Origin of the sequence: Agreia sp. Leaf210 (assembly GCF_001421485.1) — a bacterium.
Lineage (GTDB): Bacteria > Actinomycetota > Actinomycetes > Actinomycetales > Microbacteriaceae > Agreia.
In genome coordinates this window covers 918455-939374 of record NZ_LMKK01000001.1, presented here as the reverse complement: position 1 = coordinate 939374, position 20920 = coordinate 918455, and the positions used below count along the sequence as shown (strand labels likewise).

Annotated in this window: 22 protein-coding genes and 2 tRNA genes; 16 read left to right on the top strand and 8 right to left on the bottom strand. The window is 67.9% G+C overall.

The features are described from left to right. Positions 1–79 precede the first annotated feature (79 nt). Complete coding sequence (locus ASE64_RS04435; protein WP_055776380.1) at positions 80–973, bottom strand: serine hydrolase domain-containing protein; 894 nt, start codon at positions 971–973, stop codon at positions 80–82. Between the two features lie 56 nt (positions 974–1029). Between ASE64_RS04435 and ASE64_RS04430 the strand changes: the two genes are divergently transcribed. After that, a complete protein-coding gene (locus tag ASE64_RS04430; protein ID WP_055776377.1) occupies positions 1030–1812 on the top strand; it encodes an alpha/beta fold hydrolase in 783 nt (260 codons plus the stop codon). A 31-nt stretch (positions 1813–1843) separates the two neighbouring features. Here ASE64_RS04430 and ASE64_RS04425 read toward each other — a convergent pair whose 3' ends face one another. Continuing rightward, the gene (locus ASE64_RS04425) at positions 1844–3856 is read right to left on the bottom strand and encodes a beta-galactosidase (RefSeq protein WP_055776374.1); all 2013 of its coding nucleotides are present in this window, start codon (positions 3854–3856) and stop codon (positions 1844–1846) included. A gap of 115 nt (positions 3857–3971) precedes the next feature. Between ASE64_RS04425 and ASE64_RS04420 the strand changes: the two genes are divergently transcribed. Further along, positions 3972–4796, top strand: a complete 825-nt coding sequence (locus tag ASE64_RS04420) for an inositol monophosphatase family protein (protein ID WP_055776371.1) — start codon at positions 3972–3974, stop codon at positions 4794–4796. 154 nt (positions 4797–4950) lie between these two features. Next, positions 4951–6438 carry a peptidoglycan DD-metalloendopeptidase family protein gene (locus ASE64_RS04415; protein ID WP_055776368.1) on the top strand — a complete coding sequence of 496 codons (1488 nt, stop codon included), beginning with the start codon at positions 4951–4953 and terminating at the stop codon, positions 6436–6438. 183 nt (positions 6439–6621) lie between these two features. Here the strand turns inward: ASE64_RS04415 and ASE64_RS04410 are convergent, their stop codons facing one another. After that, a complete protein-coding gene (locus ASE64_RS04410) occupies positions 6622–8361 on the bottom strand; it encodes a glycoside hydrolase family 13 protein (RefSeq protein WP_082465884.1) in 1740 nt (579 codons plus the stop codon). Positions 8362–8479: 118 nt separating this feature from the next. On the opposite strand from ASE64_RS04410, the gene ASE64_RS04405 reads away from it, so the two are divergent. From ASE64_RS04405 to ASE64_RS04390, 4 genes are all read left to right on the top strand, one after another. Next, a tRNA-Thr gene (locus ASE64_RS04405) sits at positions 8480–8551 on the top strand. Between the two features lie 50 nt (positions 8552–8601). Further along, a tRNA-Met gene (locus ASE64_RS04400) sits at positions 8602–8675 on the top strand. A gap of 88 nt (positions 8676–8763) precedes the next feature. Continuing rightward, complete coding sequence (locus tag ASE64_RS04395; RefSeq protein WP_055776365.1) at positions 8764–9432, top strand: CDP-alcohol phosphatidyltransferase family protein; 669 nt, start codon at positions 8764–8766, stop codon at positions 9430–9432. 11 nt (positions 9433–9443) lie between these two features. Next, positions 9444–10253, top strand: a complete 810-nt coding sequence (locus tag ASE64_RS04390) for a TrmH family RNA methyltransferase (RefSeq protein ID WP_055776362.1) — start codon at positions 9444–9446, stop codon at positions 10251–10253. 45 nt (positions 10254–10298) lie between these two features. On the opposite strand, the gene ASE64_RS04385 is transcribed toward ASE64_RS04390, so the two are convergent. Continuing rightward, on the bottom strand, positions 10299–11000 hold the full coding sequence (locus ASE64_RS04385) for a hypothetical protein (protein WP_055776359.1): 702 nt from the start codon (positions 10998–11000) through the stop codon (positions 10299–10301). A gap of 60 nt (positions 11001–11060) precedes the next feature. Between ASE64_RS04385 and ASE64_RS04380 the strand changes: the two genes are divergently transcribed. From ASE64_RS04380 to ASE64_RS04360, 5 genes are all read left to right on the top strand, one after another. Beyond that, positions 11061–11507 (top strand): FAS1-like dehydratase domain-containing protein, encoded by a 447-nt coding sequence (locus ASE64_RS04380; RefSeq protein ID WP_082465883.1) that lies wholly within the window; start codon positions 11061–11063, stop codon positions 11505–11507. Next, positions 11504–11953, top strand: a complete 450-nt coding sequence (locus ASE64_RS04375) for a MaoC family dehydratase (RefSeq protein WP_055776352.1) — start codon at positions 11504–11506, stop codon at positions 11951–11953. Before ASE64_RS04380 ends, ASE64_RS04375 begins: the two co-directional genes overlap by 4 nt. Continuing rightward, the gene (locus ASE64_RS04370; RefSeq protein WP_082465882.1) at positions 11950–13167 is read left to right on the top strand and encodes a UDP-N-acetylmuramate dehydrogenase; all 1218 of its coding nucleotides are present in this window, start codon (positions 11950–11952) and stop codon (positions 13165–13167) included. The genes ASE64_RS04375 and ASE64_RS04370 overlap by 4 nt, the downstream gene beginning before the upstream one ends. Positions 13168–13230: 63 nt before the next feature. Continuing rightward, positions 13231–13986: a hypothetical protein gene (locus tag ASE64_RS04365; protein WP_156351637.1), complete on the top strand. Its 756-nt coding sequence runs from the start codon at positions 13231–13233 to the stop codon at positions 13984–13986. 127 nt (positions 13987–14113) lie between these two features. Further along, a complete protein-coding gene (locus tag ASE64_RS04360) occupies positions 14114–14530 on the top strand; it encodes a hypothetical protein (protein ID WP_055776347.1) in 417 nt (138 codons plus the stop codon). A gap of 247 nt (positions 14531–14777) precedes the next feature. Here the strand turns inward: ASE64_RS04360 and ASE64_RS04355 are convergent, their stop codons facing one another. After that, complete coding sequence (locus ASE64_RS04355; protein WP_044442618.1) at positions 14778–15269, bottom strand: CarD family transcriptional regulator; 492 nt, start codon at positions 15267–15269, stop codon at positions 14778–14780. A gap of 83 nt (positions 15270–15352) precedes the next feature. After that, positions 15353–15931 (bottom strand): TetR/AcrR family transcriptional regulator, encoded by a 579-nt coding sequence (locus ASE64_RS04350; protein ID WP_055776345.1) that lies wholly within the window; start codon positions 15929–15931, stop codon positions 15353–15355. Between the two features lie 114 nt (positions 15932–16045). Here ASE64_RS04350 and ASE64_RS04345 point away from each other — a divergent pair, with 114 nt between their 5' ends. After that, entirely contained in the window at positions 16046–16543 is a 498-nt protein-coding gene (locus ASE64_RS04345) for a MarR family winged helix-turn-helix transcriptional regulator (protein ID WP_055776342.1), read from the top strand. Between the two features lie 17 nt (positions 16544–16560). Continuing rightward, positions 16561–16878 carry a DUF7882 family protein gene (locus ASE64_RS04340; RefSeq protein WP_055776340.1) on the top strand — a complete coding sequence of 106 codons (318 nt, stop codon included), beginning with the start codon at positions 16561–16563 and terminating at the stop codon, positions 16876–16878. Positions 16879–16884: 6 nt separating this feature from the next. Here ASE64_RS04340 and ASE64_RS04335 read toward each other — a convergent pair whose 3' ends face one another. Continuing rightward, on the bottom strand, positions 16885–17976 hold the full coding sequence (locus ASE64_RS04335) for an NAD(P)-binding domain-containing protein (RefSeq protein WP_055776338.1): 1092 nt from the start codon (positions 17974–17976) through the stop codon (positions 16885–16887). A gap of 154 nt (positions 17977–18130) precedes the next feature. Between ASE64_RS04335 and ASE64_RS04330 the strand changes: the two genes are divergently transcribed. Then, entirely contained in the window at positions 18131–18820 is a 690-nt protein-coding gene (locus tag ASE64_RS04330) for an SOS response-associated peptidase (protein WP_055776336.1), read from the top strand. Between the two features lie 11 nt (positions 18821–18831). On the opposite strand, the gene ASE64_RS04325 is transcribed toward ASE64_RS04330, so the two are convergent. Then, on the bottom strand, positions 18832–20016 hold the full coding sequence (locus ASE64_RS04325; protein ID WP_055777456.1) for a M20/M25/M40 family metallo-hydrolase: 1185 nt from the start codon (positions 20014–20016) through the stop codon (positions 18832–18834). A 169-nt stretch (positions 20017–20185) separates the two neighbouring features. Here ASE64_RS04325 and ASE64_RS04320 point away from each other — a divergent pair, with 169 nt between their 5' ends. Beyond that, the gene (locus tag ASE64_RS04320) at positions 20186–20896 is read left to right on the top strand and encodes a hypothetical protein (RefSeq protein ID WP_055776334.1); all 711 of its coding nucleotides are present in this window, start codon (positions 20186–20188) and stop codon (positions 20894–20896) included. The last annotated feature ends 24 nt before the right edge of the window (positions 20897–20920 follow it).

The following is a 20920-nucleotide window of genomic DNA, read 5'->3' as shown; positions in this document are numbered from 1 at the left end:
CGGATCCGCCCGATGATTGTGCCCGTTTACCTCCAACTGTGCGGCCGCGCACCGACGGAATGGAGGTAAACGGGCACAGTCATGCGCGTAGGGATGCACCCCCGACGAGGGCCGCGTGCGCAAGATCCGCCAGTCGATGATCGTGCCCCTCCTCGTGAGCCGTGATCGTGATCATGGCATCGCGGGCATCATCGACGATCACGTACTGGCCATACCGGCCGTCGAGCCTCCACGAGTCGCCGGGCCCTGCCCAGGTGGCGATGCCGTAGCGCTCGAAGGGCGGTGCGCCGCCCGTGGACACCCAGTCGCCATGCAGCGCGTCGATCCGTTCGGCAGACACGAGGCTCTGTCCGTTCCAACTGCCCCGATCGCGAAGCAGCCGCCCGATCCGGGCCAGCTCCGAGGTTCGCAGGTAGAGGCCGCTGCCGCCGAGGATCCAGCCGAGGGGGCAGCGGTGCCACTGCGGATTGTGAATGCCCAGCGGCTCGAAGAGACGTGGCATCAGCCAGTCGCGCACGTCGCCGACGATCGAGCCCAGCATCCGCATGGCCAGGTAGGTGCTCGCATCCGAGTACTGGAAGACGCGACCGGCGCCGCGTGTGGGCCTGCCGATCATCTCGAGGGCGAGGTCGGGCCAGACGACCTCGTCGTCGCCGAACCATTCGAAGTCGATGCCGCTCGTCATGGAGAGGAGCTGGCCGAGGGTCACGTCGTGTGTGCCCTCTCCCAGCTGGCCACCCGCGAAGACCTCGCCGACACTGGTGTCGAACGAGATGACGCCCTCATCGGCGGCCATACTTGCCGCGAGGGCGCAGACACCCTTCGACACCGAGTAGAGGTTCTCGCGGTCGTCGCTGCGCCAGCGGTGGTGAGCCTCGTTGTCGGCGACGAGTACGTGCACGCCATAGGCGCCGAGATGGTGGGCATCGATGGATGCGACGAGGGTGTCGAGAACGGAGGCTGCGGCGGTCACGACACCAGTATGCGACCGTGCGCGGGCGCACCGCCGATTGTTGGCAGACTGGACGCGTGAACTCACTTGTGCCGGCCGCGCCCCGCGCGCAGAAGATCATGTCCTCCGATGGGCTGCAGTTAGCCACCTACGAGTTCGGAGATGCAGACGCGCCGACCGTTCTCGCGGTGCACGGCTTCGCCTCGAGCGCACTCGTCAACTGGCATGCCACGGGGTGGACCCGCGACCTCACCCGCGCGGGCTATCGGGTAATCGCCCTCGACCAGCGAGGGCACGGTGAGAGCGACAAGCCCCACGACCCCTCCGCCTATTCGATGGAACAGCTCGTCTCCGATCTGGTCGTGGTGATGGACACCTATCTCATCGACGAGGCCGTCTACGCCGGGTACTCGCTGGGCGCGCGGGTCGGCTGGCAGGCGGCGCTCGATCTTTCCGGGCGCATCACCCGCGCGGTTCTCGGCGGAATCCCCGACGGCCAGCCGCTGACCCGTCTGCGCACCGACGAGGCCAGGGCGTTCATCGAGACCGGCGCCGAGGTCGAGGATCGGATCACCCGCGCCTACGTGACCATGGCCTCCGCCATTCCGGGCAACGATCTCGAGGCGCTGATGAGCCTCGTCGACGGCATGCGCGACGGCATCCAGCCCGACCCGGCGCATCCGCCCCTGCAGCCCGTGCTGTTCGCGACCGGCAGCGACGATTCGATCCTCGAGCGCTCGAAGGGCCTGGCCGAGGCCACGCCGAACGGGGTCTTCTACGAGATCCCCGGTCGCAACCACTTCAACGCGCCCACGTCGCGCCACTTCCGCACCGCGGCGATCGAGTTCCTGCGCGCCTGAGCGCCGCCAGCCCCAGCGCTACGCCACGGCACTAGACCACGGGCAACCGCACCAGGTCGTGAGCCGGGATCGTCACCGTGTCGTCGCCGACGGTGACCGTGGCCTCGGCGCGTCCGAAGTTCAGCACCCAGCGCATTCCGGCGCGCTCGACCACCTCGATGTCGGGGTTCGAGCCGTCGAGCAGGGGGCGCACGCCCGCGCGACCCAGCGCATCCAGAAGCAGTTCGTACACGGTGGCCGTATCGGGCCGGGTCGCCACGTACCAGGCCGTGCCCGCGGCCCTGCCCGGCGCATCCGACCCGCTCGCCGGACCACCCGCCGAGCGCCTCGTGATCGCGGGTGACCCCGCCGCGAGCCCATCGGTGAACGTCGCCAGCACCTCGGAGTCGTCGGCGCGCAAAAGCTCGGTCCAGACAGCGGCCGGGCGCACCTCGTCGCCGAACCGGATGCCCGTGGTCGGCACGGGCGCGGTTCCCGTGGCGCGCAGGTCGGGCCCGGCGAGGGGCGCGAACTCCTCGACCCGCACTCCCAGCGCCGCCTGCAGCGGGCCGAGGTAGCCGCCCTGCTGCACGTGCAGGTTCTCGTCGAGGATGCCGGTCTGGTAGCCCACGATCAGCTGCCCTCCGCGGGCGGGAACCGCGGCCAACGTCTCGAGCGCCGCGCGGGGCACGGCGAAGAGAGCCGGCGCGATGACGAGCGAGTATCCGTCGACAGAAGCGCCCGCCTCGACGAAGTCGACCGTCACACCGAGCGCCCGCAGCGACCAGTGCCACGACATGATCTCGTCGAGATAGACGAGCTGCGCGGGCGAGGCCGGCTGCTCGAGCGCGTTCCACGAATCCCAGTCGAAGACGATCGCGACAGAACTCGGGACCCGCGATCCCACGACGTCGACCAGGGTCGTCAGCTCGGCGCCGAGAGCCGTCACCTCGCGGAAGATGCGCGTGTCCTCTCCGGCGTGCGGCACCATCGCGGCGTGGAACTTCTCGGCCCCCGCGACGGACTGCCGCCACTGGAAGTACAGGATGCCGTCCGCGCCACGGGCGACGGACTGCATCGAGTAGAGCCGGTTCTCGCCCGGCAGCTTCGGGGCGTTGCGGGTACGCCAATTCACCGCGCCCGTCGTCTGCTCCATGAGCATCCACGGCTGGCCGCCGCGCAGCGAGCGCATGAGGTCGCGGGTCATCGCGGCGAACGCGGGAGAGAGCGGGTCTGCGGGGTCGGGGTACGAGTCGTCCGAGACGAAGTCGACCTCCTTCGCCCACTTCCAGTAGTCGACCGGTTTGAAGAAGCCCATGAAGTTGGTGGTCACGGGGATGTCGGGAGTGACCTCGCGCAGAACGGCCAGCTCGGCGCGGTAGCACTCGAGCAGCGCGTCCGAAGAGAAGCGGTGCCAGTCGAGCAGCTGTGTGGGATTCGGGAACGTGGGCATGGCGCGTGGCGGCTGCACCTCGCTGAACTTCGAGTAGTGCTGCGACCAGAACGCGGTGCCCCACGCGTGGTTCAGCGCCTCGATGCTGCCGTACTTCGCCTCGAGCCACACCCTGAACGCCGCGGCCGACTCGTCGTCGAACGACTGCGCCACGTGGCATCCGTATTCGTTGTTGATGTGCCAGGCCGCGACGGCCGGATGCGCGCCGTAACGCTCGGCCATGGCCCGCACGAGGCGGGTCGCGTACTCGCGGTACACGCGGGAGCTCGGGCTGTACTGCTGCCGGCTGCCGACGTCGAGGCGCACACCCTCGGCGGTGACCGGCAGGATCTCGGGATGCGCGGCGCTGAGCCACGGCGGGGGAGAGGCGGTCGCGGTCGCGAGGTCGACGCGGACTCCGCCCGCGTGGAGACCGTCGATCACCCGGTCGAGCCAGGCGAAGTCGAACTCCCCGTCGCGCGGCTCGAGCTTGGCCCACGAGAACACGCCGACCGTCGCGATCGTGACGCCGGCCTTCTGCATGAGCCGCACGTCGTCGGCCCAGACCTCCTCCGGCCACTGCTCCGGGTTGTAGTCGCCGCCGAACCATACGGGCGCGTTGTTGCCGATCATCCTCTTACTGCTCCTGTTCCGCTGCCGGTGCTCGCAACGACCCTAGCGGGGGCGCCCGTTCACGTGAATATTCGGGCGAGTTCTGTGGATCAGGCTGCTGTGACAGGCTGGAGTCATGACCATCGCTGCGAACAACGATCTGCTCGACATCGCCCGCCGAATCGGCCTCGAAGCGGGCGCGCTCGCGGCCCGCCGTCGCGCCGAGGGTGTCGAGGTCGCGGCGACGAAGTCCTCGATCGTCGACGTGGTCACCCTCGCCGACCGGGAGGTCGAGAGCTACATTCGCAGCGCGATCGCCGACGTACGACCGGACGACGGCTTTCTGGGCGAGGAGTCCACCGGCTCGACGGGCGGTTCCGGACTGACGTGGATCGTCGATCCCATCGACGGAACGGTCAACTATCTGTACGGCATTCCTCAGTACGCGGTGAGTATCGCCGTCGTCGAGGGCGGCGCCGACCCCCAGCAGTGGAACACCCTCGCCGGCTGCGTCGTGAACCCGGCCACGGGAGAGGTCTTCACGGCCTCGCAAGCAGGTGGGGCCTACCTCGGCGCCCAGCAGCTTCAGGTCAACTCCGACGTCTCGCTCGAGCAGGCGCTTCTGAGCACGGGCTTCTCGTACAGCGCCGAGACACGCGTGCGCCAGGGTCAGGTGCTGGCCGGCATCATCGGCCGCGTCCGCGACATTCGCCGTGCCGGCTCTGCGGCTCTCGACCTCTGCTGGGTCGCGGCGGGGCGCCTCGACGTCTACGCCGAGCGGGGTCTGAATCCGTGGGATCACGCCGCGGGTGCCCTTGTCGTTCGAGAGGCGGGCGGCCGGGTCAGCGGCTTCGACGGCGACGCCGAGAGCGCCCGGTTCCTGCTGGCCACCGACGAGTCGCTCGCTGTCGAGCTCGAGCCGATCCTGCGCGAGCTGTACGCATCCGCCGGCCTCATCTGACAGTCGGAGACCGTCAGTGTGCGCCGAAAGTTTTTCGTTTTGCGGAAATTTTCAGACTAGGCGGTTAGCCTCGACAGTCGCGTCTTTGACTGGCGTGAGACATACAGAACGCACTTTGCTCTAAAACCCGAACTGACATTGGAACTCCTGCACCTTGGCTCGTCACAACCCCCGTCCAGATGACCTCTCGTCTGCGACCGACGGTTCGACCCCCAAGGCCCACGACGTTCCCCAGTCCCGAAGGTCACGGCGCCAGGCGGCATCCAGCGATGCCCTCAGCACCGAGGTTCCTCTCGCAGCGCCCGTGGCCGCTGCGGCGACTCCGGATGCGCGACCGGTCGCTGCCCCTCAGACCCGCAGGGCGGCTCGAGCCGCCGGCGTGGCCGCCCCCGTCATCCTCACCGAAGAGCAGGAGCGCGCGGCCGAACGCGCCGCGTTCGAAAACACTGTTCGTCCCCGCGGGCGTCGCGCTGCCGCGTCGACCGACGAGCTCGCCTCCGCTGTCGCGTTCGCAACGACCGAGCCGCAACTGGTCGCGGTCGGCGTAGCCGAGTCGGTCACGCCGGTGTCTGCCGTCGATGTCACCCTCGACGGCTCCGGAGTCTCGGCAGACTCGCCTGTCGACGTGAGCGTTCCCGTCGTCGACTCTTCGGCTGAGGCCTCCGTCGACATCGCCGCCGCCGACGTGCTCGGCGAAGTGGCACCCGCGCCCTCGACTCGCGTGCCGGGCCGCCGCGCCGTCTCCGGCCGGTCCGACGACGAGAACACTCCTCCGCGGGTGAAGGTCGGTCGCCGCGCGGCCAGCGCGCCCGCCGAACGCTCCCGCGTGAGTTCGCCGAAGTCGGCGGCCGACGCATCCGGCAACGGCTCTGGCGAGGCGGCCATCCCGCAGCAGCGACGACGTCGCCCCTCGACCAAGACGATCGCCAAGAAGAGCTTCGGCATGTTCGCGTTCCTGATCGCCGGCGGAATCGCCGTGGCCACGTCGCTTCCCGCCGAGGCGTACTTCGCCGCGACGCCGAACGCGTCGATCTCGCAGAGCGTGCAGGTGCAGGCCGAGCAGAACACGACCCGCGACACGACGAAGCAGCAGGCCAGAACCGCGACAGAGGCCGCCGCGGCGCAGGTCAACCGCGACTCCTACACGGTCACGAGCGTGCCCAAGGTGTCGATGACCGGTTTCAGCACGGCCGACACCTTCTCGAACGACACGAGTGGCAGCATCCAGTGGCCGTTCCCGACCGGCGTGCCGATCAGCGACGGCTTCGGCTACCGCTCATCACCCGGTGGTATCGGAAGCACGAACCACCAGGGCATCGACTTCAACCCCGGAATGGGCGCCCCTATTCAGGTGATCGCCGACGGCACCGTGCGGCTCTCGCAGAAGAGCGATGCGGGCGGCTACGGCTGCTACGTGATCGTCGACCACAACGTCAACGGCATGAAGTTCGCGAGCCTCTACGGCCACATGCAGTGCAACTCGGTCGCGATGAGCAAGGGCGAAGACGTGAAGGTCGGCCAGCAGGTCGGCAACGTGGGCAGCACCGGAACCTCGACGGGTGCGCACCTGCACTTCGAGATCCACGATGCGAGCGACAAGCCCATTGACCCCATGCCCTGGCTGAACCAGTACGCCAACTAGCCGCCGGATACGCCGACTCGGGATGCGCCGACTCGGCGGAAAAACACCGATAGCCGAGGCGGAGAGTGCATCTTCGCCGGATGGATCTGTTCCCTCGAACTCACTCGTCGCAAAAGCACCCAAGAGCGGATTCTTGGGTGCTTTTTCGACGTGTCGATGCTGGGACCGCGGTGCCCCCGAGGGCTAGTTCGCGAGCCAGACCGTGGTGTCGACGGGTAGTACAGCTTCGGCGACGGACTCCGACGCGAGCAGCACTTCGCCCTCCGGCAGCTCGACCGGCACCGAACCGATGTTCGCGATCACGGTCACGGCTCCGTTCGAGAATGCGATCACGTCGTCGCCGTAACCGGGTAGCCACTCGATCAGGCCCGTGCCCAGTTTGTGCTGTGCGCGCAGCGACAGCGCGAGCTTGTAGAGCTCGAGGGTCGATCCGGGCACGCCCGTCTGGCTGTCGCGGGAGTAGGAATCCCAATCGCTCGGCTGTGGCAGCCAGCTCGCGGCCGTGGGGCCGAAGCCGTAGCTCGGCCGGCCGGCCTCCCAGGGAATCGGCACGCGGCATCCGTCGCGCCCGTAGCGCTCACCTTTGGTGCGGAACCAGGTGGGGTCTTGTCGCGCGTCGTCGGGCAGATGGATGGCCTCCGGCAGGCCGAGCTCCTCGCCCTGGTAGACGTAGGAGCTGCCGGGGAGGGCGAGCATCAGGGCCGTGGCGGCGCGGGCGCGACGCAGACCGAGTGCGGTGTCGGGCAGCCCCGGGGTCTTCGGCCCGATGCCGTCACCCTGCAGGTTGTCCGCTCCGAGAGCCAGGCGGCTGGCGTGGCGCACCACGTCGTGATTCGAGAGCACCCAGGTGGAGGGGGCGCCGACGGTTCCGAAGGCGTGGATCGACGTGTCGATCACCGCGCGCAGCTGCGGGGCGTTCCACGATGCCTCGAGGTAGGTGAAGTTGAAGGCCTGCTGCATCTCGTCGGGGCGCACCCAGCGGGCGAGCTTGGTGAGCGGCTCGACCCAGGCCTCGGCGCAGAGGACGCGATCGCCCTCGTACTCGTCGAGCACCTCGTGCCAGGCGCGGTAGATCTCGTGCACGCCGTCCTGTGCCCAATAGGGCGGTGTGGGCGGGTCGTCCGAGTCGATCCCGGGCTCGAGGGGCGAGGCTCCGCCGCCCATGCTGCCGGCGTCTGCGGGAGGCGTGTAGTCGGGAAGCCCGGCCTCTTTGATCAGGCCGTGCGCGACATCCACTCGGAAGCCGTCGACGCCGCGGTCGAGCCAGAAGCGCAGAACGCCGATCATCTGCTCGCGCACCCACGGGTTCTGCCAGTTCAGGTCGGGCTGGCTCACGTCGAAGATGTGCAAGTACCACTGGCCGGGGGTGCCATCGGGGTTGGTCGTGCGCTCCCACATGGGGCCGCCGAACACCGACTGCCAGTTGTTGGGCGCGATCTCGCCGTTCTCGCCGAGGCCGTCGCGGAACATGTAACGGTCGCGCTCCGGGCTGCCTTCCGGAGCGGCGAGGGCGGCCTTGAACCACTCGTGCTCCCACGAGGTGTGGTTGGGAACGAGGTCGACGATGACCTTGAGCCCGAGTTCGTGTGCGCGAGCGAGCATGGCGTCGAAGTCGGAGAGGGTGCCGAAGAGCGGATCGACGTCGACGTAGTTCGCCACGTCGTAGCCGGCGTCGTGCTGGGGAGAGGTGTAGAACGGCGAGAGCCAGATCGCGTCGACCCCGAGGTCTGCGAGCGAGTCGAGGCGGCTCGTGATGCCGGGCAGGTCGCCGATGCCGTCGCCGTCACTGTCAGCGAATGAGCGCGGGTAGATCTGATAGATCACGGCGGAGCGCCACCACTCGGTGCCGCTGCCGATCGCGAGCAGCGAGCTGTGCGAGGCGGATTCAGGCGCGCCGGAGGCGTCGGTGAGTTCGACTGTCATGCGCAACACTCTAGTCTCGAATCGTTTCGATCCCAGACGGCGGTTCAGGCTGGCCCGTTTGTGATGCTATTCTCTACAGGTGCCAAATCGCACGGCTTATCAGTCGTGCGCAGGTTACGCCCCCTTAGCTCATTGGTAGAGCACTTCCTTGGTAAGGAAGAGGTAGTGGGTCCGATTCCCACAGGGGGCTCCGTCCTCCACAGGCGGCAGCGCGAGCTGCTTGCCGAACGGACGGCGCCCGGCGGGGTAGCTCAGGTGGTTAGAGCACACGGCTCATAATCGTGGTGTCGCGGGTTCGAGTCCCGCTCCCGCTACGAAAGCCCCGAGATCTCGCCATCTCGGGGCTTTTTTCGTGCCTGTGGCGTGCAGTGCTCGCGGCCGTGCAGCGGTTACCCTCAGAGGGTGGACACCTCGACAGCGCACCCGGAGCGCGAGCGGATTCTGAACGTGCCGAACACGATCACGTTCGCCCGTCTCATCCTGTTCATGCCGCTGTTCGTGCTTCTCGTGCTGCTGTGGCACGAGAACTTCTGGGCGTTCATCGTTCTCGTCGCGCTCGGCGCCACGGACTGGATCGACGGCTTCGCAGCGCGCAAGCTCGGCCAGGTGACGCACTTCGGCGCCGTACTCGACCCCGTGGCCGACCGTGCCAGCCAGGTGGTGGTGTGCCTCACCCTGGTCATCAGCGGAATTCTGCCCCTCTGGATCCTCATCGCCATCGCGGTGACCGACCTCGTTCTGGGCCTGATCATCGTTGCGTACAAGCGCCAGGGTTCGATGACGATCACATACATCTCGAAGATCCGCACCACGTTCCTGATGCTCGGCCTTCCGTTGCTGCTGCTCGGCCATGCCGACTTCCCCGGCCACGAGGTGCTCGCCGTCGTCGCCTTCTACGGCGTGGTCGTCGGATGCCTGCTGCACGTCTTCGTCGGCGCCCAGTACGCGCTGATCGTCATCCGCGAGGGCCGCGAGGGCCGCGCCGGCGGCGCTGGAGGCGGACATCCGCGCCCGTCCGGCGCATCCGCTCCCGGTCGTCCAGACGCGGATGCACCGAACCGGCGCGGATAGCGACAGCGCGAGTGCCCGTACTTCCCGTCGAGAGCCTGACCGATCCGAGGCTCAGCGACTACGCCCACCTCACCGACGTCGCCCTCAAGAAGGCTCGCGGCTCCGAGCACGGCCTCTATCTCGCTGAGTCGTTGCTCGTGTTCGAGCGAGCACTGCGCGCTGGCCACGTGCCCCGCTCGGTCCTGGCGCTCGGAACCTCGACCGACGAGGCCCAGGCCGCCCTCGCCGAGTACGGCTTCTCCGACGTGCCGATCTTCACCGGCCCGGGCGAGCTCCTCGCCGAGCTCACCGGCTACATTCTGCACCGCGGACTCATCGCCTCGATGAATCGCCCGGCGCTCGCGAACCCGGCGGAGCTCATCCGGAACGCCCGTCGTGTCGTCGTTCTCGAGAATGTGGTCGACCCTACGAATGTGGGCGCGATCTTCCGCTCGGCGGGCGCGATCGGCGCCGATGCGGTTCTCGTCACGCCGCGGTGCTCCGACCCGTTCTACCGCCGCGCGATCCGGGTGAGCATGGGCACGGTGCTGCAGGTTCCCTGGACGCGCGTCGGCGAGTGGCCGGAGACGCGCGAACTGCTCGTCGGCACCGGTTTCCACGTCGCCGCGCTGGCTCTGACCCCGGATGCCGTCAGCCTGCGAGACTTCCAGGCTCGCCTTCCCGAGAAGCTCGCCCTGGTGCTGGGCGCGGAGGGCGAGGGCCTGACGCCCGAGGCGATAGCGGCATCCGACACCGTGGTGCAGATTCCGATGAAGCACGGAATCGACTCGCTGAACGTGGCAGCGGCCAGCGCCGTCGCGATGTGGGCGGTCTCGGGCTGACCTCGGTACGGCCGCTGGCGGCCTACGCGATCACTGCAGGAGTAATTACTCCGACAGGGTGACGACTCCGAGCCCCGAGTCGGCCTTCTTCACGGCGTCCCACGCGCTCGACTGCGTGCACGCCACCCCGACCGACACGAAGACTCCCGCCTCGCCGAACGCGCGCACGGCCAGGTAGTTGCCGTTCGATGCGCCCCAGAGCAGGTCGACGAACTCGACCTTGGCCGACGAGAAGCCGCCGGTGAACGTGTGCTTGGCGAAGGCGTCGTCGGCGATCGGCTGCGTGCGCAGCGCCGAGGCCACCTCACGCGAGGTCGCCTCGTCGTCGTCGCCGGCGGCGACATCGACGGAGTCGAGAGACGACTGCCAGATGCGCAGCTTGCATCCGGTCGATTCGCTGACGTAGCTCATCGTGTCGGCGTCGCTCGGGGCATCCGCATCGACGACCCAGTCGGTGCCCTCCGGCGGGCGGAAGGTGAGGGCCGCGAGGCTGCCGGAGGGCAACGTGTACGTCGAGCCGAAGGTGAGGTCGCTGTAGTCGACGTCGTCGGGTGACGCGCCGGATGGCGACGGCTCGGGCGCCGGGCCGGCCTCATCGCCGCCCCGCATGACCCCGGTCGCCAGCGCGAAGACCATCACGGCAGCCGCTATCGACACGAGCAGCCCGAGAGCGCCGCCGATTCCGAGCACGAGGAACAGGGTGCGGTTCGAGCGCGACCGCGGTTTCGGGGCTGGGGGGGTGCTCATCGGTGATCAGTCTAGGCAGCCGCAGAGCACACCCGGCCGGGGCGTTCGTACAATGGACGGGTGCCAGTGAACCCCGAACTCGTCGGACGCGTCTTCGCCCCGACCTCTCCCTATCTCGTCGGCCGTGAGAAGGTGCGCGAATTCTCCGCGGCCGTCTTCGCCACGAGCCCGCTCAACACCGACGTCGAAGCGGCTCGAGCGGCCGGCTACGCCGACGTCGTCGCCCCGCCCACATTCGCGGTGGTGGTGCAGGAGCACACGTTGAAGCAGCTGCTGAGCGAGCCGGATGCCGGCATCGACTTCTCGCGCGTCGTTCACGGCGACCAGCGCTTCACTTTCACCCGCCCGATCGTGGCCGGCGACGAGCTCACCGCGACCCTGAGCGTCGCGAGCATCAAGTCGCTGGGCGGCCACTCGATGGTCACCGCCGAGTCGAGAATCGTCGACGCGACGGGCGCGCACGTCGTGACCGCAACATCCACCCTCGTCGTCAGGGGAGACGAATGACCGCCGGAATCACCCTCATGCCCGACGAGCTGACTGCGGGCGACGTCGTCGCGGGTGGCCACTTCGCGCTGAGCCGCGACTCGCTCGTGCGCTACGCCGGAGCAAGCGGCGACTTCAACGCCATCCACTATCGCGACGACGTCGCGGCATCCGTGGGCCTGCCCGGCGTTCTCGCGCACGGCATGCTGACGATGGGCCTCGCCGTGCAGCCGGTCGTCGACTGGATCGGCGACCCCGGGCGTGTGCTCGACTACCAGGTGCGCTTCACCCGCCCGGTGCTCGTCGACCCCGTCGAGGGAGCTGAACTGATCGTCAGCGCGAAGGTCGGCAAGATCGACGCCGACGCAGGAACCGCGCGCATCGACCTGACGGTCACCTACAACGGCGACACGGTTCTCGGCAAGGCGCAGGCCGTCGTCTCTCTGGCGCCCTCCGCATCCGTATGAGCGGGCGGCACGGGCGGCCGGAACCGCACGCCGAGGGGCAGTCGAACGGCTCGGTCGAGGCCGCGGATGTTCCGCTCGGCCCCCTGACGACGCTGAAGGTCGGCGGCCCCGCGGCCCGCATCATCGAGCCGCAGGGTGAGCCCGAGTTGTTGCAGAGCGTGCTCGGGGTGTGGGATTCGGGTGACGACTGGTTCGTGCTCGGCGGTGGCTCCAACGTCGTCATCTCCGACGAAGGCTTCGACGGCACGGTCGTGCGCGTCGCGACCAGAGGAGTGGCGCGCATCGTCGCGCCGAGCGGCACCGTTCGGCTGCGCGTGCAGGCCGGCGAACCGTGGGAAGACCTCGTCGCCTACACGGTGGAACAGGGCTGGTCGGGGCTCGAGGCGCTCTCGGGCATCCCCGGATCGACCGGCGCATCGCCCATTCAGAACATCGGCGCCTACGGGCAGGAGGCCGGCGACTCGATCGTCTCTGTGGACTTCCTCGACTACGGCACCGGCCGCGTCGAGCGCATCGCCCGCGATGAGCTCGAACTCGGCTACCGCACCAGCGTGTTCAAGAAGGGTCGGCGCGGAGTCGTGCTCTCGGTCACGTTCTCGCTGACCGACTCCGACGACTCCGCAGAGCCACTCGGACCGCTCGCTCTCGGCAACCCGATCGCGTACCCGCAGCTGGCCGCCGCTCTCGGCGTCGCCGTGGGTGACCGGGTGGCCCTCGGCGCCGTGCGCTCGGCCGTTCTGTCGCTGCGCTCGTCGAAGGGCATGGTTCTCGACGCCGCGGATCCCGATTCCGTGAGTGCCGGCTCGTTCTTCACGAACCCGATCGTCTCTGAGAACTTCGCCCGTGGGCTGCCGTCGGATGCACCCCGCTGGCTCGTCGAGGCCGAGCCGGCCCCGGTCGTGGTGCCATTGCCCGACCCCGCATCCGGTCTCGTGGTCGATCTGTCGGGTCCGCTCGGCGGAGCCGCATCGGCGTCCGCCTCGACGGAACCGCAGGTCAAGCTGAGCGCCGCGTGGTTGATCGAACGCACGGGCATCGGCAAGGGCTTCTCGCTGCCGGGATCCCGCGCGGCGATCTCCTCGAAGCACACGCTCGCGATCGTGAACACCGGCGGCGCCGCAGCCGCCGATATCGCGGAACTGTCGCGGTACATCCAGAATCGCGTGTCGGCGGAGTTCGGCGTCGTGCTGCAGCCGGAGCCCGTCTTCGTCTAGCGCACTGTCTTCGTCTAGCGCACTGTGACGTTATTGCGTCGGAGCATGCGCTAGCCTCGGCGGGTGGTTCGAAATAGTCGTGGGGTGCGCCCCCTGGTGGTGGCGGTGCTCCTGGGTGGTGTCCTCGGTGTGTCGGGCTGTACCCCGTCAGATGCGCCGGATGCTGCGGCGTCGAGCCAGGCGGCGACTTCGAGGCTGTCGACGGAGCAGGCGCAGCGGCTCGCGATCTTTCGCTTCAACAACTTCGACAGCGGTGTGCGTGCGGTGACGTTCAGTATCGCGGGGCAGCAGCCGGTCACGTTCTCGGGCTGGGTCGACTACGCGGCGGCGGCGGGCTACGGCTTCGCGTCGACCACGGTGAATGGCGCGGCCGACACCGGCCTGCTGCGCTTCACGCCGCAGACGCTCGGCTATCAGCCGACGACGCTCGATGAGGCGCCACTGCCCGTACCCGCCGACGGCTGGACGGACAGCCCCCTCGACCCGTCGGCGACGAGCCTCTCGAACGTCGTCTCGGTGCTGCTGAGTCTCGGCAACGACAGGCCCGACAACCCCCAGCTTCTGCAGCAGACGGATGCCCTCTGGTTGCGTTCCGACGACATCGACGGCGTGCCGGTCGACGTCTTCGCCGGCCCCACGTCGGATGCCCCGGCTACGGCGCCGCCGAGCGACGCGGCGTCGACGATCCGCTATTGGATCGACGAGACCGGCCACCTGCTGAAGGCGGAGATCCCGGTTGCCGGAGAGGCCGACGCCTGGACGAGCGTGGAGTTCTCCGACGCCGATGCGGGCGTCAGCCTGGCTGTTCCCACGCCTTGACCGGAGCCTCGCGTCGGGCGGTGAGAGATGTCAATGGTGAGCACTGCCCATGCCCTCGGCTCGGCCCGTTTACGGCTGACTGCTAGGGTTTTCACACCAAGCACCCCCCAAAAAGGAGTACCTCCCAATGCGAATTTCGCGCACCAAGACCACCTCGCTGATCGGCGCGCTCGCCATCACCGGACTTCTGCTGACCGGCTGCGCCGGCGGACAGAGCAAGGCCGACGCCTGCAAGGTTCTCGAGACGGGTCTCACCGACCTGCAGAGCGAGCTGACCAGCAGCCTCTCCGACGCCGCGACCGACCCCGAGGGTGCGGCGAAGGCCCTTCAGACGGTCTCTGACAAGTTCTCCGACAACGTGTCGAAGGTCTCGAACGACGAGGTCAAAGACGTTGCCGATGACGCAGACGAGGCTCTGAGCTCGCTCGTCAGCGAGTTCAAGACGTTCTCGGTCGACCCGGCATCTGCCGACACCGAGGCCCTGACCGAGGCCTCGACCGACGTTCAGGACACCTTCATGGCGCTCTCGAAGGTCTGCAACTAGCACGATCGACGAAGCGGGCCCGGGGTGCAGCACCCCGGGCCCGCTTCTCTTTTTAAGACGCCGGATACCCGTCGTTGGGCCCACACAGCGACTCGCGACGTAACGTGAGACATCGTCACGTTGCAACCGCTCTCAGAAATGTCTAACTTGAGCTAATAGGCAGAGGCCGACAGGGATGTGGGGATCTGGTCCGGGGGGACCGGTCGGCCTCTGCCACGCTTTCCTCGATACGAGGGGCTGCGAAAGTTTAGACGACGACCGCGTTCAGCACCTCGTCGAGCAGCAGCGATGCGTCTTCGTCGCTGACCCGGCGCGCGAGTGCCAGCTCTGAGATGAGCACCTGTCGAGCCTTGAGCAGCAGTCGCTTCTCGCCGGCCGAGACGCCCTGAGCCTGCTCGCGACGCCACAGGTCGCGAACGACCTCGGCGACACGGTGCACGCTGCCCGAGGCCATCTTCTCCTGGTTCGCCTTGTAGCGACGCGACCAGTTGCCGGGCTCCTCGACGAAGTCGTTCTGCAGAACGGCGAAGACCTCGTCGACACCGGCGGCGTCGATCACGTCACGCACTCCGACGAGTTCGACGTTGTCGATCGGAAGCTTGATGATGAGATCGCTCGTGTGCACCCGCAGCGTCATGTAGCGCTTGTCTTCGCCCTTGACCTTCTTGGTCTCGAGTTCCGTGATGGTGACCGCTCCGTGGTGCGGGTAGACGAGGGTCTCTCCAATATCGAATTTCACGGCTGGGCTTCTCTTTTCTATGTGACGTGGTGTGTGGAGGTGAGATCTGAGGTGAGCGCTGACCGGAGGTCAGACTCGAGGAGTCAGGTGAGCCAGGAGGGCAGCAGGTCGATGAGTTGGTCGACCAGCTCGTCTTCGCTGATGTCGTGGTGATCGGCTACCCAGGCGCTGAGCAGGCTCACGGTGCCGCCGGCGACGTAGGTCGCGGCAAGACGCGCCCGGATGGCGGAGGCCCCGGAGGCGGGCGCGTCGAACGACGCCAGCACCTGCTCGGCGTATGCCGCGATCACCTCGTCGAACGCTCGTCGAGAGAGTGGGAGGCCGAGAGCGTGAGAGTAGAGCGACTCCCGTTGGGCGAAGTGCTGCACGAGACGGGTGTAGCTCTCGCGAAGGCTGGCTGCGGAGTCGGGCTCATCCGGGTTTGGCGCGGCGACGCTGGCGAGCTCCTGCCGAAGCAGAGCGACCGCGAGGTCGTCGAGGCTCGAGAAGTGCGCGTAGAACGAGCTGCGGCTGATCTTCGCCTCGCGCACGATGTCGCTGACAGAGATGTCGCCGGAATCGGCGGAGTGGAGCCGTGCGACCGCGGCCAGGATTCCCTGCCGGGTGCGTGCCGCTCTCGGGTCGGCCGGAGCCTCGGAGGAAGATCGAAAACTGTCGGGCATTACAGCACTCCGAACAGTTGACATCAGGGCAGTCTATCACGATTTCTCGGACACCTGTCCGAGAAGAATGAGAGATACTTAGTTCGCCTAGCAACCTCGCCGTAGAATCAATGCATGGAATCGGCGGAGGTGCGTGCTTCGGGCTATTGGTATGGCGACGATACCGAGCTGAAGACCGGTGTCGATGCGCTCAATGCCCTCCGCCGCTACCGGGTGGCAGAGATGGCGATGCGCCGTCGAACTCGCGCAGCGCTGCGTCTGAATGAGACCGACATCACGGCGCTTCGCTTCGTGGTGAATGCCGAGCGCGATTCGCGGGCGGTGAGTCCGAAAGACCTAGCCGGCCACCTCGGCATCTCGTCGGCATCCACGACCGTGCTCGTCGACCGATTGGTCGCGAGCGGGCATCTGAGCCGCACCAAGCATCCGAGCGACGGACGCGCCGTGGTGCTGGTCGCAACGCCCATGACCCATTCCGACATGGGCGAGGTGTTCGGCGACATGCATCACCGCATGATGGCCGTCGCGCGGAGCCTCGACCCGGCCGAGGCCACGGTCATCACCGCCTTTCTCGAGCGAATGAGCGATGCGGTGTCGCAGTCGGATAAATAGCTAGATAAACTAACTAGGTGGGAAAACTCATCTACGGCCCGACCGGCCTCGAAATCGACATCGACGATCGTGTGCTCGCGCACATGCGCGTCGTGGTCAACGCCAAATTCCGACGGGGAGAATCCTTCCTCTTCAACTGGGAGCACAACTCCGACGAAGGCAACGGGCGCAGCTCCATTTGGATGCATCCGACGATTCCCCTGCACATCCGTTTCTACGGCAACCGCCAGCCACCCGTGAACCGCGCGTGGATCGAGGCGCTCATGGTGACGGCGAACAGCGCCAACGGAATGGTTCTGATCGCTGAGCCCGGCGGAACGAGTCCGCAGACCTAGTCCGCGTCATTCCCCGCGGTCGTTCGCGGCCGCCAGGGCATCCATCACCTGAGTGGCCACGACCCGACCCGCTCGATTCGCGCCGATCGTGCTCGCCTGCGGCCCGAACCCCGCCAAAAACACGTGCGGATCGCGCAGCGACCTGCCCTTCTCGACGGCTACCCCGCCTCCTGTCTCGCGCAGATGGAGCGGTGCGAGGTGGGCAAGTTCTGCCCGAAATCCCGTCGCCCAGATGATCGCATCGGCGTGCTGGAACGAGCCGTCGGCCCAGCGCACCCCGTCTATCTCGATCGACGCGAACATCGGCCGGTCCACGAGAACGCCGCGCTCGCGGCCGGCGACGTTGCGAGCGCTCGCGGGCAGCCCGGTGCCGCTCGACACGCTTGGAATCGGCAATCCCGCGCGGGCCGCCGCATCGGCACGCTCGACGGCGGCGACCTTGGAATGCTCGTCCATGGTGAACTCCACGGGCCTGCGTGTGACCCAGGTGGTCGAGGCGGCGACGCCCTCGAGCTCGAGCAGGAACCCCACGGCGGAGGTTCCCCCACCGACCACCACGACGTCGAGGCCCGCGAGGTCGCTCGCCGCCCTATAGTCGGGGGTCGAGAGTTGGATGCCCGCGAAGGCGCCGGCCCCCGGATACGACGGGAGGAACGGCCGCGCCCAGGTTCCGCTGGCGTTCACGATGACCTCGGCGCGAACGGGGCCGAGATCGGTCTGCACCTCGTAGCGCCCATCGGGCATCTTCGACACGCCGGTGACCTCGACGGGGCGCACGACTCCGAGGGCGAAGTGCTCTTCGTAGCGCCCGTAGTAGTCGCTCACCACCTCGCGCGCCGGCAGCGATTGATCTGCGGTCGAGAAGCTGATTCCGAGTTCGGACATGCCCGGAAGATCGTCGACCTTGTGCGCGGTGTCGAGGCGCAGCGATTCCCAGCGGAACTGCCAGGCGCCTCCGGCGTGCGGTCCGCGGTCGAGGACGACGAAGTCCCGGCCGGCGACGAGCCCGAGGCGGCGCAGGTGGAAGGCGACGGAGAGCCCTGCCTGGCCGGCGCCGATGATGACGACGCGGGTGTCTCGGAGGAGTGCTGTGCTCACGTGCGCCTCAACCGCTTGAGCGAGGGATTTATTGCCGACCGCCGCGCTCCAATTTAGGAAAACCGCCCCGATTATGCGGTTTTCGTACGCGGCACCGTCGATTCTCCTGAAAACGGGCGTTCCGCTGTCGGAGGCTCGGGGCTAGCTTGGACGCATGTGTGGACGATTTGTGGTGGCCAGGGCCTCGGCAGACCTGCTCTCCGGCCTGATGCACGACCTGCCCGACCTCGAAGACAACTACAACGTGGCCCCGACCGATGATGTGGCGGTCGTTCGGCAGCGCAAGGAGCATCCCCGTGAGCTCGACGCGGTGCGTTGGGGCTTCGTGCCCGGCTGGTACCCCGACCTCACGAAGCGGCCCCAGCCGATCAACGCGCGTATCGAGACGGTCGCGACCTCGGGCATGTACCGGCGGGCATTCCAGACGCAGCGCTGTATCGTTCCGGCGGCGGGCTACTACGAGTGGACGATCCTGCCGGACGGCTCGAAGCAGCCGCACTTCATCCATGCGCCCGGGCAGGCGCTGGCCATGGCCGGCATCGTCTCGGCCTGGCGCGACAAGACGAAGCCCGACGACGACCCCGATCGGTGGGTGATCTCGATGGCCATCATCACCCGAGACGCGCACGTCGCGCCCGGCGAGGTGCACGACCGCATGCCGGCGTTTCTCACCCCGAACGGTTACGACGACTGGCTGGGCGCCGACCTCGATGCCGACGCGCTTCTGCACCTGCTCGACGCAGAATCGGTCGAGGTGGCGCACGAGCTCGAGCACTACGAGGTGTCGAAGCAGGTCAACAGCGTGCGCAACAACGGCCCCGAGTTGATCGAGCCGCTGGCCTAGGCCGCGAGGGCTTAGGCGCAGAAGTCGTCGATGGTGCGCTCGAGCACCTTCGCGACCGTCTCGACCGATGCCAGGTCGACCCATTCGCTGGCCGCGTGTGCTCCGCCCCCGGTCACTCCGAAGAGCACAGCGGGGATGCCGGCCTCGGCCAGCAGGGCGCAATCGGTCCAGAAGGGCTCGCCCCGCAGAACGGGCGGCTTGCCGGTGACGGCCTCGACGTTCGCAAGCACACTCCGCACGACGGCCGACGAACGGTCGGCCTCGAACGGCGGCTCGGTGAGTCCCGGCACGATGCGGTACGTGAACCCCGGATGCTCGGCCGACACCGCGACCAGGAGTGCGTCGATCTCGCCGACGATCGTGTCGAGATCCTGCCCGGGCAGCGTGCGCCACTCGATGCCGATGGTGCACTCGGCCGGGTAGCTCGACATCTCGACGCCGCCGCGCACGAGAGACGCGTGCACGTTGGCCGCGCCGAGAAACGGATGCTCGGGCCGGGTCGTGAGCTCGTGCGCCAGGTCGCCGAGACGGGCGAGAAAGCGGCCCGCCTGAACGATCGCGTCGCGGCCGAGGTCGGGGCGGGAGCCGTGGGCGGCACGGCCCGTGATGACGACGTCGAGCCACACGAGACCGCGGTGTGCGAGGGTGACCTCGCCGTCGCTCGGTTCGACGACGATGGCGCCGTCTGCGGTGAACTGCTTCAGCACCTCGACGGTGCCGGCGCTCTCGAACTCCTCGTCGGCGACGAGGGCGAGCACGATATCGCCGCGGTGCGGTCGCTCTGCGGCTGCGGCAGCGGCTACCATCATGGCGGCGATTCCCGACTTCATGTCGTAGCTGCCGCGACCGAACATCGAGCCGTCGCGGATCACCGGGGCGAGGCCGTCGCCGTCGTAGCTGTCGAGCGAGACGGTGTCGATGTGCCCGTTGAGCATCAGCGACCGGCCTCCGCCCGACCCGCGCCAGGTCGCCACGATCGACGGACGACCGGGCGTTGCCTCGAGTCGTGCGATGTCGCATCCATGGGGCGCCAGCCATTCGGTGATGAAGTCGGCGACGGCCGCCTCTCCGCGGCCCGTGCTGCCGAGGTCGGGATTCGACGAATCGATCTCGACGAGTCGCCGCAGAAGCGAGATGAGTTGGGACTCGTCGGTGTCTGCAGTGCTCTGCCCTGGGCTGTCGACGATCTCGCTCATGACTCCATTGTCTCGCGACGGCGGCTGTGCCGTGGAACGGGTTGCCGCGAAGGTGCGAGCAGCCGTCATGCCGCCTCGACACGACCCTCAGGCCCTCGATGCAACGAGATATCGAACGATGAGACACGCGTGTCGATAAATCCTCAGCTATCGGATGTATCCTGCTCGTATGTCCGTCGTTTCGACCACCGATGAGCGCGCCCTGGTGCGCCGTCTTCTCGCCGACCGTTCGGTCGCGGGCGCAGAAGATTTCGGTCGCTTCGTCAACGACCGCCGCTACTTCGATACCTCCTCGTTCGATTCCAAGGCGGCCACGCCCGTGCTGATCGACGTTCTGCCCCGGCTCTCCGATCCCGGAGTCATCGAGACCGTCGCCCTGCACCTCAAGAACCCCGCGGCGCGGCCGGTGGCGTTCGAGGCGCTGCACGCGTCGTTCGTCGAGTGGGGTGCGGTTCGACGCGGACGCGTCGGATGGCAACTCGGCGAGGCGCTCGTGAACGCGGCGCCGCTGAGCGCAGCGTCTGTGATTCTCGCTATCGCCGCAGACACGGGCTACGGCATGAATCGGCAGCAGGTCGTGCTCGGACTGCCGCGCTTCCGTCGCGCCCCCGAGACCGAGCGCGTGTTACGCGAGCTCGTGCACGACGTCGACGTCGCGCAGCAGGCCATGTACGCACTGCGTCGCGTGGTGGGGCCCCAGCTGACCGTCGAGGCTCTCGAAGACGTGCGCCGCGCGCACCCCGACTCGACGCTGGAGCGCATGGCCCGCCACGAGGTGCGCAAGATCAGCCGCACCCTACGCCGTCACGACACGGCGGCCGCCGCCGGCGCGGTTCCCGCCGCCGAAGCCGTCTCCGAACTCGACGCGATCCCGGCCTGAGCCGCCGACCGGGCACGGCCCTCG

Bases quoted from the DNA above. Each gene is read 5' to 3' on its own strand.
- ASE64_RS04375 (WP_055776352.1), top strand. From the start codon at position 11,504: ATGACCGCCGGAATCACCCTCATGCCCGACGAGCTGACTGCGGGCGAC.
- ASE64_RS04410 (WP_082465884.1), bottom strand. From the start codon at position 8,361: ATGACAGTCGAACTCACCGACGCCTCCGGCGCGCCTGAATCCGCCTCG.
- ASE64_RS04325 (WP_055777456.1), bottom strand. From the start codon at position 20,016: ATGAGCGAGATCGTCGACAGCCCAGGGCAGAGCACTGCAGACACCGAC.
- ASE64_RS04370 (WP_082465882.1), top strand. From the start codon at position 11,950: ATGAGCGGGCGGCACGGGCGGCCGGAACCGCACGCCGAGGGGCAGTCG.
- ASE64_RS04320 (WP_055776334.1), top strand. From the start codon at position 20,186: ATGTCCGTCGTTTCGACCACCGATGAGCGCGCCCTGGTGCGCCGTCTT.
- ASE64_RS04385 (WP_055776359.1), bottom strand. From the start codon at position 11,000: ATGAGCACCCCCCCAGCCCCGAAACCGCGGTCGCGCTCGAACCGCACC.
- ASE64_RS04345 (WP_055776342.1), top strand. From the start codon at position 16,046: ATGGAATCGGCGGAGGTGCGTGCTTCGGGCTATTGGTATGGCGACGAT.
- ASE64_RS04425 (WP_055776374.1), bottom strand. From the start codon at position 3,856: ATGATCGGCAACAACGCGCCCGTATGGTTCGGCGGCGACTACAACCCG.
- ASE64_RS04330 (WP_055776336.1), top strand. From the start codon at position 18,131: ATGTGTGGACGATTTGTGGTGGCCAGGGCCTCGGCAGACCTGCTCTCC.
- ASE64_RS04350 (WP_055776345.1), bottom strand. From the start codon at position 15,931: ATGCCCGACAGTTTTCGATCTTCCTCCGAGGCTCCGGCCGACCCGAGA.
- ASE64_RS04360 (WP_055776347.1), top strand. From the start codon at position 14,114: ATGCGAATTTCGCGCACCAAGACCACCTCGCTGATCGGCGCGCTCGCC.
- ASE64_RS04420 (WP_055776371.1), top strand. From the start codon at position 3,972: ATGACCATCGCTGCGAACAACGATCTGCTCGACATCGCCCGCCGAATC.